General features: G+C 65.2%; 13 protein-coding genes and 2 pseudogenes. 3 read left to right on the top strand and 12 right to left on the bottom strand.

All coding sequences use genetic code 11. The features are described from left to right. Window positions 1-329 precede the first annotated feature (329 nt). The 11 genes and pseudogenes from ACZ60G_RS27865 to ACZ60G_RS27815 form a co-directional block, all read right to left on the bottom strand. Complete coding sequence (locus tag ACZ60G_RS27865; protein WP_465813648.1) at window positions 330-770, bottom strand: DUF1931 family protein; 441 nt, start codon at window positions 768-770, stop codon at window positions 330-332. Between the two features lie 13 nt (window positions 771-783). After that, window positions 784-2508, bottom strand: a complete 1725-nt coding sequence (locus ACZ60G_RS27860; RefSeq protein ID WP_465813633.1) for an FAD-dependent oxidoreductase — start codon at window positions 2506-2508, stop codon at window positions 784-786. After that, a complete protein-coding gene (locus ACZ60G_RS27855) occupies window positions 2486-2752 on the bottom strand; it encodes a UBP-type zinc finger domain-containing protein (RefSeq protein WP_465813632.1) in 267 nt (88 codons plus the stop codon). The genes ACZ60G_RS27860 and ACZ60G_RS27855 overlap by 23 nt, the downstream gene beginning before the upstream one ends. Next, window positions 2749-3201: a thioredoxin gene (trxA, locus tag ACZ60G_RS27850; RefSeq protein ID WP_195104799.1), complete on the bottom strand. Its 453-nt coding sequence runs from the start codon at window positions 3199-3201 to the stop codon at window positions 2749-2751. Before trxA ends, ACZ60G_RS27855 begins: the two co-directional genes overlap by 4 nt. 14 nt (window positions 3202-3215) lie before the next feature. Then, window positions 3216-5849: an ATP-dependent chaperone ClpB gene (clpB, locus tag ACZ60G_RS27845; RefSeq protein ID WP_465813631.1), complete on the bottom strand. Its 2634-nt coding sequence runs from the start codon at window positions 5847-5849 to the stop codon at window positions 3216-3218. Beyond that, window positions 5831-6159 (bottom strand): annotated as a pseudogene (locus ACZ60G_RS27840) (chaperone modulator CbpM). The gene clpB and the pseudogene ACZ60G_RS27840 overlap by 19 nt, the downstream one beginning before the upstream one ends. Then, complete coding sequence (locus tag ACZ60G_RS27835) at window positions 6156-7061, bottom strand: DnaJ C-terminal domain-containing protein (RefSeq protein ID WP_465813630.1); 906 nt, start codon at window positions 7059-7061, stop codon at window positions 6156-6158. Before ACZ60G_RS27835 ends, ACZ60G_RS27840 begins: the two are co-directional and overlap by 4 nt. A gap of 6 nt (window positions 7062-7067) precedes the next feature. Beyond that, the gene (locus ACZ60G_RS27830) at window positions 7068-7595 is read right to left on the bottom strand and encodes a nucleotide exchange factor GrpE (RefSeq protein WP_465813629.1); all 528 of its coding nucleotides are present in this window, start codon (window positions 7593-7595) and stop codon (window positions 7068-7070) included. An 8-nt stretch (window positions 7596-7603) separates the two neighbouring features. Beyond that, window positions 7604-9484, bottom strand: a complete 1881-nt coding sequence (gene dnaK, locus ACZ60G_RS27825; RefSeq protein ID WP_465813628.1) for a molecular chaperone DnaK — start codon at window positions 9482-9484, stop codon at window positions 7604-7606. A 3-nt stretch (window positions 9485-9487) separates the two neighbouring features. After that, window positions 9488-9960, bottom strand: a pseudogene (locus tag ACZ60G_RS27820) (YflT domain-containing protein). Window positions 9961-10312: 352 nt separating this feature from the next. Further along, complete coding sequence (locus tag ACZ60G_RS27815) at window positions 10313-10504, bottom strand: hypothetical protein (protein ID WP_465813627.1); 192 nt, start codon at window positions 10502-10504, stop codon at window positions 10313-10315. A gap of 728 nt (window positions 10505-11232) precedes the next feature. Here ACZ60G_RS27815 and ACZ60G_RS27810 point away from each other — a divergent pair. The 3 genes from ACZ60G_RS27810 to ACZ60G_RS27800 all read left to right on the top strand — a co-directional run bounded on the left by ACZ60G_RS27810 (window position 11233) and on the right by ACZ60G_RS27800 (window position 13408). Further along, window positions 11233-11946: a hypothetical protein gene (locus tag ACZ60G_RS27810; protein WP_465813626.1), complete on the top strand. Its 714-nt coding sequence runs from the start codon at window positions 11233-11235 to the stop codon at window positions 11944-11946. Window positions 11947-12143: 197 nt separating this feature from the next. Beyond that, window positions 12144-12536 (top strand): VOC family protein, encoded by a 393-nt coding sequence (locus ACZ60G_RS27805; protein ID WP_465813625.1) that lies wholly within the window; start codon window positions 12144-12146, stop codon window positions 12534-12536. Beyond that, window positions 12533-13408, top strand: coding sequence for a sigma-70 family RNA polymerase sigma factor (locus ACZ60G_RS27800; RefSeq protein ID WP_465813624.1), 876 nt, complete (start codon window positions 12533-12535; stop codon window positions 13406-13408). Before ACZ60G_RS27805 ends, ACZ60G_RS27800 begins: the two co-directional genes overlap by 4 nt. 103 nt (window positions 13409-13511) lie before the next feature. On the opposite strand, the gene ACZ60G_RS27795 is transcribed toward ACZ60G_RS27800, so the two are convergent. After that, a complete protein-coding gene (locus tag ACZ60G_RS27795; protein ID WP_465813623.1) occupies window positions 13512-13823 on the bottom strand; it encodes a hypothetical protein in 312 nt (103 codons plus the stop codon). Between the last annotated feature and the right edge of the window lie 67 nt (window positions 13824-13890).

Raw genomic sequence — 13890 nt, 5'->3', positions numbered from 1 at the left:
ACAGGAATTGGATGTCACCACCTACTCGATCACTGAGACCGTGCGTGCCCACCTCCGCCAGCTGTTCGGCGAGACGGTCGAACGGGTCTATGCCGGGCAGCACCACGAAGACACAGCTGTCCTGACCCACCTGCGTGGTGATGTCGTCGAAGCACACGATCACCGGCGAACCCCATCCACGGGTTGGCATACCCGGAACTCAATCTGCTCGAGTTTGTCTGCTCTACCAATGCACGCTCAAGGGATACATTGCCGCGCAGGCTATTTCGCAGCGGATGAGCCGTCGCGGCCAGCGGCGATCTACTGGTTCGCCGGGCCGCGGGCGGTGGTCAGAGCAGGAGATGGAAGATGTCGAAGGCGATGCTCCATTCGGCGGTCCCGGGGTTCTTACGGTCTGGTTCGATCGTGACGAATGTGTGCGCCAGCGCCACGCTCAAGCCCCCGGCAATCAGCGGCAGTCGCTGCTCGGTCGCCTCGGAGAGGGCTACTTCCAACGGCGGCCGGGCCGTCAGTTGATCGAGCACAGACTGTATTTCGATCTCCTGGTCAAGTTTCTCGAACCGGTGGATGCTCTCCTGCAGTCCCTTGGTGATCGGCAGGTCCCACGGTTCGATCACGTCCCTCAGGTTTGCCTTTGCCGAGGCCTTGCCGATGAGGATCAGATCGTAGATCTTGTCGTCGATGAAATCCGTATAGCGCTTGAGGTCGTTCCGGTCGACATGCAGACCGGCCGCTGACCGGAAGAATTGCTGGAATTTCACGGTACCCATCACTGGCATGTCGTCAGCTCCTGTCGAAGTATTCATGGATTTGGCGAACCGCCATCGCTCCCTCACCGACAGCAGATGCGACCCGTTTCACGGAGCCGTTGCGGACGTCGCCCGCAGCGAACAGGCCGGGCGAGGTTGTTTCGAGCGTCCTCGACGGCCGGTCGCCGATCCGTCGGTTGCCGTCCGCACGGGCGTGGACCGCGTCCACGCCCGTGAGGACGAAGCCGTGGTCGTCGAGTGCGATCGTGTCGGCCAGCCACCCGGTGTGCGGCACCGCCCCGATGAAGACGAACAGGGCGCGTACCCGGAGGGTGTCCTGTTCCCCCGTGTGATTGTTCTCGACCACAATCTCGTCGAGGTACTTCTCACCGTGGACCTCGCGAATCTCGGTATTCCGGTGGACGGTCACGCGCGGATGGCGCTCGATCTCGTCGACGAGGTATCGGGACATGCTCTTTCCGAGGTCACCACTGCGGATGAGCAGGTGAACGTGGGCGACACGGTCCGCGAGAAAAACGGTGGCCTGTCCGGCGGAGTTGCCGCCGCCGACGATGGCCACAGGGTCGATGCCGCACATCCGCGCTTCCTGATGGGTTGCGGCGTAGTACACGCTCGTCCCCTCCAGTACCTCGATCCCTGGAACCGCCAACTTGCGATAACGCGCCCCGGTGGCGAGCACGACGGCCCGGCCGCGAATCGTGCCGCCGTCCGCCAGCCGGAGCACGTGGTTGCCGTCCTCGAACCCCACACCGGTCACCTCCGCCGACACCAGGATGCGGGCGCCGAACTTCCCGGCCTGGATCACGGCCCGCTCCGCCAATTCGGCGCCGGAGATCCCTGCCGGGAAGCCGAGGTAGTTCTCGATCCGGGAGGAGGTACTGGCCTGGCCGCCTGCGGCGAACGACTCCAGTGTCACCGTGTTCAACCCGTCCGAGGCGCCGTACACGGACGCGGCCAGACCGGCCGGTCCCGCACCCACCACGACGAGGTCGCACACGTCCCGGGCTGCGTCCCGGACCGAGTCCGGGACCGGAAGCCCGACGATGCGGGCGAGTTCCGCATTCGTCGGATTCCGCAGCACCTTCTCGCCGTGCCAGATCACGACGGGAGTGTCCTCGGGGGCGACGTTCAGGCTGCGCAGCAGCTGCTCCGCCCGTTCGTCCTGCTCCACATCGATCCATCTGTGGGGCAATCGGTTTCGCATGGCGAACTGCCGAAGCCGCAACGTATCCGGTGAATAGCAGGAGCCGATGATCCGGAACCCCGAACCGAGCCCGATCAGCAGGTGCCGCCGCACCAGGTAGGCGCGCAGGATCAGATCGCTGAGCACGGGATCGTGGGAAACCAGCTCGCGCACCCGGTCGGCCGGGACGACGAGTATCTCGCCGTCCTCGATCGCCTCGGCCGTGAAGAACGCCACCTGGCCTTCCAGCAGTCCGAGCTCGCCCAGGAATCGGCCGGGACCGTGCACGCGCAGTATCCGGCGTTCGCCGTCTCCGTCGCCCTCGTCGATGATCGCGACCTTGCCCGAGACGATGACGAAGAAGTCGTTGCTGGGTTCACCCTCTCGGATCAGCACCTCACCGGCGCGAACCGATCGACGCGTGCCACCGACCTCGAGCGTCGCGACCTGGTCGTCCGTCAGCCGCGGGAATGCTCCGAGCTCATCCGGAGTCTCGCCGCGCGGCGGAATGTCGCGTACGGGAGCGGCGTCCTCAGACGAAGTTCTGGTCGACATAACACCAGCGCCAATCTTCACCTGGCTCCATGGACTGGACGATCGGATGGCCGATGGCGTGAGCATGCGCGCTCGCGTGCTTGCCCGGCGAGGAGTCGCAGCAACCGACGTGTCCGCACGTCAGGCAGAGCCTCAGATGTACCCACGGGGTGCCGAGGCGAAGACATTCCTCGCAGCCCTGCGGAGTCCGGGGTGCGACGGGCCGGATCGCGGTCACGTGTGGGTCCACATGGATAGAAGTCATGGCTTCGTCTCCTTGCCTGCATTTTCCGAGAGCGCCTGATCGAGCCATGTGCGCAGTTGTGGTACCGGAGCGGCGCCCGCCTGACGAGCCAGGACCTCGCCCCGGTCCATCACCAGCAGAGTCGGTACGGCGCGGACGGTGAACCGTTCGGCCGTCGTCGGCGCAGCATCCACGTCGATCTTCACCAGCTTGATCTGACCTGCGCGTTCCCTGGCGAGCTGCTCGAGCGCCGGACTGACCATGCGGCACGGGCCGCACCACGTCGCCCAGAGGTCGACGAGCACAGGCACCGAGGATTTCTCGGCGACCTCCGCGAAGTCGTCGTCCCCTGCCGAGGCGATCCAGGGCAGCGGTTCGTGGCAGTTCCCGCAGCGCGGTTTTCCTTCCCCGGCCGCCGCTACCTTGTTGACCTTGCCGCAGTTCGGGCACTTCACCTTTTCGGATCCCATGACGGCACCTCTTCTCAGGCCGCCGCGACGGCGGGTTCCGCATAGGCGACGGCGAGCTCGCCGCCGTCCACCGTGACACGGATGGTGCTACCCGGTTCGATCTCGCCACGCAACAGCGCACGACCTATCTTGGTTTCAACCTCGTGGGCGATGTACCGTCGCAGCGGCCGCGCACCGTAGACCGGGTCGAAACCGTGTTCGGCGATGAGCCGGCGCGCTTCCGGCGTGATATCCAGGTTTACCTGCCGCTCCGACAACCTGTTGCGAAGATCGGTGAGTTGTAGCTCGACGATGTGCTCGATCTGGGGCAGCGTGAGCGGGGTGAACATCACGATGTCGTCGACCCGGTTGAGGAACTCCGGGCGGAAGTGCGCGCGCAGTTCCGCCAGCACCCTCTCCCGCGCATCCGGTTTGATCTCGCCATCGGCTGTGACTCCCTCGAGGAGATACTGGGATCCGATGTTGGAGGTCATGATGATCACCGTGTTCCGGAAATCGACCTGCCTGCCTTGAGAATCGGTGATCCGGCCGTCATCGAGCACCTGCAGCAGGGTATTGAAGACGTCGGCGTGGGCCTTCTCGATCTCATCGAAGAGCACCACGGAGTACGGCTTGCGGCGCACCGCCTCGGTGAGCTGGCCGCCCTCGTCGTATCCGACGTACCCGGGGGGCGCACCGATGAGCCTGCTCACCGTGTGCCGCTCCTGGTACTCGCTCATGTCCAGGCGCACCATGTTGTCTTCGCTGTCGAAGAGGGCACTGGCCAGTGTCTTTGCGAGCTCGGTCTTTCCCACGCCCGTAGGGCCCAGGAAGATGAACGAACCGATCGGCCGGCGCGGATCACGGATACCCGACCTCGCCCGGATCACCGCGTCTGCGACCAGTTGCACCGCCTCGTCCTGGCCGACGACCCTCTCGTGCAGAATCTCGTCGAGCTTCAACAGCTTCTCCCGCTCGCCTTCTTGCAGCCGGGCGACCGGGATACCCGTCCATGCGGCCACGATCTCTGCGATCTCGTCTTCGGTGACCACTTCACGCAGCAACGGAGTCCGGCCCTGCCTGGTGGCCAGTTGCTCATCCGCCGCCCCGAGTCTGCGTTCCAGCTCGGTGATCTCGCCGTATCGCAACTCGGCGGCCCGGTTGAGGTCGTAGTTGCGCTCCGCCTCCTCGGCCTCGTGGCGCAACCGTTCCAGCTCTCCCCGCAGCTCCTGCACCCGCCGGATCGCCTGCCGCTCGGCCTCCCACTGAGCGTGCCTGGCGTCGGCCTCGGCCCGTAGGTCGGCCAGCTCCTTGCGCAGCTCTTCGAGGCGCGCCTTGCTGGCCGCGTCCGTTTCCTTGGACAGCGCGGCCTCTTCGATCTCCAGCCGGGTCACTTTCCGGGTGAGCTCGTCGAGTTCGGCGGGCATCGAATCGATTTCGGTGCGTTGCCGAGCGCATGCCTCATCGACCAGGTCGATCGCCTTGTCCGGAAGGAAGCGGTCGGTGATGTACCGGTGCGAGAGGGTCACGGCGGCAACCAGGGCGCCGTCCTTGATCTTCACGCCGTGAAACACCTCGAGGCGTTCCCGAAGTCCGCGCAGAATCGAGATCGCATCCTCGATGCTGGGCTCGTCGACGAGAACGGTCTGGAAGCGACGCTCCAGTGCCGCATCGGCTTCGATGTGCTTGCGATACTCGTCGAGAGTGGTGGCACCGATCATGTGTAGTTCGCCGCGGGCGAGCATCGGCTTGAGCATGTTGCCGGCGTCGAGAGACCCGTCGCCGCCGACTGATCCCGCGCCCACAACGGTATGTAACTCGTCGACGAACAACAGGATGCGCCCCTCGGCCGCCTTCACCTCGGACAGCACCGCCTGCAGTCGCTCCTCGAACTCGCCGCGGTACTTCGCGCCGGCCACCAGGGAACCCATGTCGAGCGAGAAGATCGTCTTGTCGCGCAGGCCCTCGGGCACGTCGCCGCGGACGATCCGCTGGGCGAGGCCCTCCACGATCGCGGTCTTACCGACGCCGGGGTCGCCGATCAGCACCGGATTGTTCTTCGTCTTCCGGCTCAGGATCTGCGTTACCCTGCGGATCTCGGCATCTCGACCGATGACCGGATCGAGGTCGCCTGACCGGGCCTCGGAGACGAGATCGCGTCCGTACTTCTCCAGCGCCTCGTACGCCCCCTCCGGGGTCGCCGATGTGACGCGCTGATGGCCGCGCACTGTGGTCAAGGCGGTGAGGAAGGACTCTCGCGTGACCCCATGACTGGCGAGGATCCGGCCTGCCGCAGTGGCCGACCCCTCCTCGGAGACGGCCATCACGAGATGCTCAACCGACACGTAGGAATCCTTGAGTCGCTTCGCCTCCCGCTCCGCCGCGTCGAGCAGCTTGGCCAGGCGCTGGGTGATCGTCACCTGACCGGGCGTCGCGCCGGGGCCGCTGACCTTCGGCCTACGCGACAGTTCACGTTCCAGATCGGATCGCAGGGCATCGACGTTGGCGCCGGCCTGCTCGAGCAGTCGGGGTACCAGCCCTTCCCGCTGATCGACCAACGCGAGCAGCAGGTGCTCTCCGTCGACCTCGGTGTGACTCATTCTGGTCGCTACATTCTGGGCTTCCTGCAAGGCTTCTCGTGATCTTTCAGTCAGGCTGCCGGTGTCCATGGGGTGTCCTCCTTCTGCGGGAAGCTGCTTCGAGTTTCTCGATTCGATCCAGCAGATCGAGCACGAGCCCGATTGCCGAGTAGTTCAGGCCCAGACCGGTCCGCAGCCGTTGGATGCGGGCGGCATGGGCCACTTCGGATGGTTCGAACCACATCTCGCCGCCGGCGTCTCGATGGGCGTCGAGCAGGCCGAGCGCCGCAATCTTTCGTGCCAAGTCCGGGTGCAGCCCGGTACGTTCGGCGAAGGCATCTAGCGACAATCCGGGACGGCGAACCAATATGTACTGGGTGACCGGGGTCGGGGTGCTCATGTCACTTTCCTCGGATCGAAGTTCGATTCGGTGGCCAACTGCTCGAACAGCTCACGTTCGCGTGCTGTCGGTTTCGACGGCACCATCACCTTGATCTCGGCGTAGAGGTTGCCGTTGGCGCCATGCGGATTGGGCATTCCTTCTCCGCGCAGCCGCAGCTTCCTTCCCGTCGACGAGCCCGGTACCACTTTGACTTTCGCCTCGCCACCCGGGGTGGGAACGACGACGGTCGACCCGAGCACCGCCTCCCATGGCGATACGGGCAGGTCCACATAGATGTCCCGGCCCTGTACCCGGAACCGGGAATGCGGCTTGATCCGCACCACGAGGTACAGATCCCCCGGCGGCGCGTCACCGTTGCTCCGCCCGCCTTGCCCGGCCAGCCGGATTCTCTGGCCGTCCAGGACACCGGCGGGAATGTCGACGTCGTACTGGCGTCCGTCCAGTCTGAGTGAGCGTTTGCCGCCCCGATACGCCTGTTCCAGAGTCAGTTCCAGTTCCGCTTCCTGATCGGCGCCGGGAATCGGCCCGTACCCGCCGGCGCCGCCGAACATCTGCCCGAAGAGGTCCTCGAAGTCGACCGCGCCCTCACCACCGAAACCTTGGCCGAAGTGCACCCTTCTGCCCCCGCCGCCGTACCCACCGGCGCCTGCCCGGACCCGTTCGTCGTAATCCTCGGGCACCCGCCGGAAGTCGTCACCGAATCGGTCGTAGCGCTTCCGGGTGTCCGGATCGGACAACACCTGGTAGGCCTCGTTGACCTCCTTGAACTTGTCCTCCGCAGTGGGGTCCTTGTTCACGTCGGGGTGATACTTGCGCGCCAGCTTGCGGTACGCCTGCTGGATTTCATCGGCGCCGGCGCCGCGTGGGACACCGAGCGCTTCGTAGTAGTCACGCGCCATCGGTGCTCACCCCTCGGGTCGGCTGACGACCACCGCGGCGGGACGCAACTGCCGACCGTCCTCTCCGTAGCCCGGGCGCAAGACCTCGATCACGGTCCCGGAGGGAAGCTCGGGTTGGGCCACCACGCTGACCACTTCGTGTAGCTCCGGGGAGAACGGCACACCGACCTCGTCGTGGCGCTCGAAGCCGAACTGCGCCAGCACCTGCACCGCCTGGTCCCGGATCGCCTTCACGCCCTCGACGACGGCATGGGGATCGCTGCCCGCATGGGCCAGCGCGAGCTCCAAATTGTCCAGCACCGGGAGCCACGCAGCGGAAACCTTCGCCACCTCCGCGGCGCGCGCACGGTCCAGATCCTTGGCAAACCGCTTGCGCAGGTTGTCAAGATCTGCAAGGGCCCTGCGCCAGCGGTCCTCGAGTTGAGCCAGCTCGGCCCCCGTGTCGGTGCGATCAGGCGCCGTCTCGGTCTGATCCTCGTCGGTAGCCGACTCGGTCGTCGACTCGGTCGTCGAATGATCTGCAGACCTTTCCATCGTGTGCCTCAGCTTCGATCGAATTCGGCGTCGATCACGTCGTCGTCATCCGACGACGCAACGTCTCCGCCTGCCCGGTGTCCGTCGCCGCCGCCTGTCTGGACCGGTGCGAGCCCGTAGAGCAGCTGCTGCAGCTCGGAGGTGAGTGGCTCTACCTCCGCGGGTGGAGCATTGTCTTTCACGGCTTTCCTGGCGTCGGCGATCAGCATCTCGGCGCGTGCTTTGTCGTGCGGTGGAGCACTGTCGCCGAGTTCGGTGAGTCGCCGTTCCACTTGATAGGCAACCGAATCGAGCGCGTTGCGCGCATCGACCGCCTTTCGCAGCGACTCATCCTCGGCCCGGTTCCGTTCGGCCTCCGCGAGCATGCGCTCGACCTCACTCTGGTCCAGGTTGCCCTGCTCACTGATCGTGATGCTCTGCTCCTTACCGGTGTCCTTGTCGCGGGCGGTGACGTTGAGGATGCCGTTGGCGTCGATGTCGAACGTGACTTCGACTTGGGCCTCGCCACGGGGTGCGGGGCGGATGTCTTCCAGCCGGAACCGACCGAGCACCCGGTTGTCGGCGGCCCGTTCGCGTTCGCCCTGCAGGACCACGACATCCACTGCGGGCTGATTGTCTTCCGCGGTGGCGAACACTTCACTGCGCCGGACCGGGATCGTCGTGTTGCGCTCGATGATCTTGGTCATCACCCCGCCCTGGGTCTCGACGCCGAGGGACAGCGGGGTGACATCGAGCAACAGCACATCGGAGACCTCGCCCTTGAGCACGCCCGCCTGGACTGCGGCACCGAGCGCCACGACCTCGTCCGGGTTGACGCTCATGTTGGGGTCCTTGCCGCCGGTGAGCCGGCGAACCAGCGCCTGCACCGCCGGAATACGTGTCGAACCACCGACCAGAATCACCTCGTCGATGTCGTTGGCGGTGACCTTGGCGTCACTCATCGCCTGCTTCACCGGGTCAAGGCAGCGTTCCACCAGATCCGCCGTCAGATCCTCGAACTTCGATCGCATGATCGTGGTGGTCAGGTGCTTGGGACCGTTCGCGTCAGCGGTGACGAAGGGCAAGTTGACCTGGGCCTGTGTCACCGAGGACAACTCGACCTTGGCTTTCTCTGCTGCCTCGAAGAGGCGCTGCAACGCCTGCGCGTCCTTGCGCAGATCGATGTTCTCCGCACGCTGGAATTCGTCGGCGAGGTAGTCCACCAGACGTCGGTCGAAGTCGTCGCCGCCGAGATGGGAGTCGCCGGCCGTGGAACGAACCTCGACCACTCCCTCGCCGACGTCGAGCAGGCTCACGTCGAAGGTGCCGCCGCCGAGGTCGAAGACCAGTACGGTCTCGTGGGTCTGCTTGTCCATGCCGTACGCCAGTGCCGCGGCGGTCGGCTCGTTGATGATCCGCAAAACCTCGAGCCCTGCGATCCGGCCGGCGTCCTTGGTGGCGTTGCGCTGCGCGTCGTTGAAGTACGCGGGAACGGTGATGACCGCTTCCTTGACCTTCTCACCAAGGAACTTGCTCGCGTCGTCGACGAGCTTGCGCAGCACGAGGGCACTGATCTCCTCCGGCGCGTACTTCTTGCCCCGCACGTCGAATCGAGCCTCACCGTTGTCACCCGGTACGACGTCGAAACTGACCGCTTTGGCCTCCTCGGAGACCTCGTCGTAATGACGTCCGATGAAGCGTTTCGCCGAGTATATTGTGCCCTTCGGATTCAAGATCGCCTGCCGTCGGGCGAGCTGACCCACCAGCCGCTCCCCACTCTCGGTGAACGCCACCACCGACGGCGTCGTCCGCGCTCCCTCGGCATTGGAGATCACCACCGGCTCGCCGCCTTGCCAGCTTGCGATGACCGAGTTCGTGGTGCCCAGGTCGATACCTACAGCGGTCGCCATGACTCATTCCTTTCGATTGGTCCGGCCGGTGAGCAGGCGAACGGCTTCGTCCGCGACCTCGACGTCGGCGAGGACTTCGTAGTGACGTGGTTGGATTGAGGTGAAGTCGCGCCGGCCGCCCTGCAGTGCGAACGAGCAGGCCGAGCAGGGCGCCGACAACAGCGCCGAACACCAGCTCGTAGCAGGCGAGCACGAGACCTGTGAGCAGCGGCTGGACCCAGTCGAGTAATCCGAAGATTCAGCCGAACAGTGCGCCCGTCAGCGCCGCCTGGCAAAGCGGCCCAGCCGTAGTTCAATCGGCCGACGACCTGCTCGATGTCGCGTCCGACGATGGCCAATTTGTCTACCGTGAAATGCTGGTCGGAGAGGTAGTCGACGGTGCTTTCAGCGTCGGCGTAATTGTCGAACGTTGCTATTGCCTGGCGGGCAGGTTGGTTCCGACGTATCGCGGAGGTTCCACGACTGAGCCCTGACATCACGCCCCCTGGGCGCCGATGATTCGGTGTTCGCCGAGCCGGCGCGTACCAGTTCGGCATCCTGCCGGTCGGTCAACCGCTTGAACTCACGGACGGCTCAGTCTTCATCCGCCTGTGGGCGTCGACAGTACGGGAGACGGTGACGTCCGCACCCTGGGGCGCAAATGCCCGCCGGAACCCGCTCGAGGCGGCCGGTGCGCACACTCCGGGCATCAGCCACTACTCCGGTGCTTCCACGAGTAGAACTCACGATTCGAAGGATCTTCACAGCTGAGCGGTGTGACAAGGTCCCAGCAAGTCGAAAGTAGGAAGCCAATTACGCCACACAGTATAGCCACGGGAGCACCGGGAGTCACAGCTCCATGCCCGCTCGCGCGAGGAACAGCGGCCACCTGCGCGAGGACTTCACCGACGAGGCATCGTCATCCTGCTCATCGGATTCCTCATCGCCCGCGATCGTGCGGGCACCGAAGGTGACTCCGAAGAACATCGCCAGCAGCAGCCCGAACACACTGGAGCCGAGATATCCTGCCGCGGAGGTCATATCCTGTGGGGTTGAATTCGGGTTCAGCTGAGAGAATCCTAAGAAACCGGCACATCGGCCCCCGCGAAGCAGAGACAGTCATATCACGGAAGTCTTTGCAGCTCTGCGGATATCGACCGAGGTCCGTCACCCAAGGCCCCGCTCGCCATGCCGATCAGAAGGGGGCCTTATGCGGAACGTTCGCCCGGTCGCCCCTCGGCCTAGACCGCCCGGTCGACGCTCACACGCCTATCGCATGACAGCGCGAGATCAACGGAACCCAGAGTCGTCGTCCCGAAGGATCCACCTGACCTCACGCTAGCCACTGCTCGCGCCCTGCTCCGCCTCATCCAAAACGTCGCGTCCGAGGCTGCGACAACCCGGACACCGACCGTTGAACGGCGACTAACACAGCCCGACAACGCATTCCGCGCGACCAGGTGGCTTCACGGCGCGCAAGGTTGCACGCTGCGTCCTCGGCTCCGCGCAGCCGCAGCGACAGTCGGTCGGTCTCGATCGAGAACGACATCGGCCGAAACGATTCCGGCATCTCGACCCCTTCAAATCGAACGGTGGAGCCGGGTCCCTGCTTCACAGCCCGTGCGCCAGCGTGTCCATGACGGTACACACGAGCACGCGAAGGCATCCGCTCATCGGCATGTGCGGATGCCATGAGCCGCAGTGGATCTCATCGGCTGACCGCGGCATGTGCGGATGTTCGGGGTGGAAGCTGACTACGATCCGGGGCAATGGGAAATGTGTTCACCGCTCGAGGTGTCGACGCAACGTTGCGTCTGAGCAACGGCAATACCTCCGTGTTCCTGGATGTCCTGACGTTGGCCGGCTCGGCGGTCGCGCATACGCCCTGGGAGCAGCATCTGGTACTGCTGTTCGCCGATTCAGAGCGTGTCGGTTACGGCATGAGCGGTTTCGATCTTGCCGACCTGCCGTGGACCGACACCGCGGCAAAACAACGCGGTTTCTTGGTGAAGCTACTCGATCTCGCTACGACCCGGCACGGGCGGAATCGGCTGCACTACGAACCGATGATCGTCGAGTCGCTACGGCACTACCGGTACATCACCACCGCATTCGAACCATCGCCCGGGCTGGGCGACTGGACACTCCCGCCGCCTGCGCACCAGACTCAAATCTGCTTACGGCACAACATCTTTCATGGCCAATGGATGTGCCGGCTGTGTGACCCGTGGCTGCAGCCCATCCACGCACCAACCGTGTTGGATCTGGTTTCCACCGCCGATCACGGGGAGAGCACCGACCGTCGGGTACGGCAGGTACCCGACGAGGCGCTACCGGCCCTCGACACGCTCATGGCGATGGCGGCGAAGACACCCAGCCGATCGGCGACCATCCCCAGGAACGTAATCGACCAACTTGCGACCTTCTACGGGGTCAAGCTTGACCCAGCCATGGACCACTACATCCGGCGCTCGATCGCGTAACCGGCCGCAACCGACACGCAGGCGGTATGCCAGCCGCGGCGTAACCGCTCCGAACCATGCGGCAAGCGAGTGCGTTCCGTGAGCGTTCGGTAGCCACTTTGGCGGACGGTCCTGTTACCTTCTCCCGTCGGCGCTCGTCATAGGTGCGACGACCGAATACGAACGGTCGTTGCATCGACGAGCGAATGGAGAACAGGATGTTGACCAACATCATGTACGTGACGATCTATGTCACCGATCAGGACCGTGCGCTGGAGTTCTACATCGAGGGGCTCGGCTTGGAAAAGCGGATCGACTTCTCGGGGCCCGACGGACGTTTCCTCACCGTCGGCGTCCCCGATAGCCCGGTGCAGGTCATACTGTGGTCGCATGCGGCGGCTGCGGGACAGCCGACCCACGTGGGCCAGCAGGCCGCGCCCGGTCCGATCATCCTCGAATCCGACGATCTGCGAAAGGATTTCGAGATCCTCCGCCAGCGCGGTGTCACTTTCGAACAGTCCGAACCCGAGGACTACCCGTTCGGGGTCCGCATCGAGGCGATGGATCCGGACGGCAACCGGATCTCGCTGCGTCAGCAGCGCAAGCCGTGACCGCATACCAATCCGGCCTCATCGCCGAGGCGTTCGAAGCCCAGCGCGATCGGCTGCGCGCCGTCGCGTACCGCGTGCTGGGCTCGCATGCCGACGCCGAGGACGTGGTCCAGGAAGCGTGGATGCGCCTCGTCCGCCAGGACGCGGCAACCATCGACAACCTGGTGGGCTGGCTCACCACCGTGGTCGGCCGAATCAGCCTGGACCTCCTGCGCTCCCGACAGGCCCAGCCCGAAACTTCCTATGGGCAGGAGTTTTCGGACTTCGTGGTGATGCCCGACGATGCCCCCACGCCGGAAGAGCAAGTGGCGCTGGCCGATTCGGTCGGCCTCGCCCTGCTCGTCGTGCTCGATTCGCTCACCCCGAGCGAGCGCTTGGCGTTCGTCCTGCACGACATGTTCGCGGTCCCTTTCCACGAAATCGGCCAGATCCTTGGTAAGACGACCGACGCCACCAAGATGATCGCCAGCCGCGCCCGCCGCAAGGTCCAAGCCACAGACCGGTCGGCGGGCCACGGTCGTGAACACCGACGGGTCGTCCAAGCTTTCCACGCCGCCGCCTTGAGCGGCGACTTCGAAGCGCTCCTGCGCGTCCTCGACCCGAACGTGAAACTGACCGTCGACACTCCCGACGGCGTGGTCATCACTCTCGGCGCCACCGAGGTCGCCGCTGGCGCCCGCATGTTCTCCGGCGAGGTCGCCCACCACCGGCCCGTGCTGGTCAACGGCATTCCCGGCCACATGTCCTGGCGCCCCGATGGAACCCCCCTGTCGGTCATCGGCTTCACCGTCGCCGAAGGCCGGATCACCACCATCCACATCGTCGTCGACCCGGCCAAACTTGCCTCGATCCACCTGCCGGACCCGGCCTGAGCTGGTGTCGTCAGGGTCAGCCCGTACATGGGGCAAGTCATCCCGGGCCGACCGACCGAGTTCTGCAGCGCTGTGGCCGGTTCGGACGGCGCTGTCTTCGGCGTTACCGGGCGCTTCGGCGTGTCCGAACCCGCAAGCCGGCCGATACGGGACACTCCCAGCATGCCACCCCGCCCTGCGGTGTTCCCGCCTCGGTCGGAGCGAGCAGTCCGTTCTCGACCACGCCCGCTCGCAGCCACCCGGCGAGGCGTTCCCTGGCGGGGAACTCACCGGCAGCGGCGAGTAGCCGGTCGTGGTCGATGCGGTCGAACGCTGCGGTCAGGTCGGCGTCGAGCACCCATTGACGGGCCGGATTGCCCTTGGCCACCTCGAAGATGGCCTCGATGGCGTCGTGCTTGCAGCACTCGGTCCACAATCACCGGAATTCCCAGCGGCCGCCGTTTCCCGCCTGCCTTGGGGATATACACCCGCTTGACCGGCCG

The organism is Nocardia sp. NPDC102475 (assembly GCF_055584605.1).
Note: the sequence above shows the minus strand (reverse complement) of the source record. Positions and strands in the feature narration are given on the sequence as shown.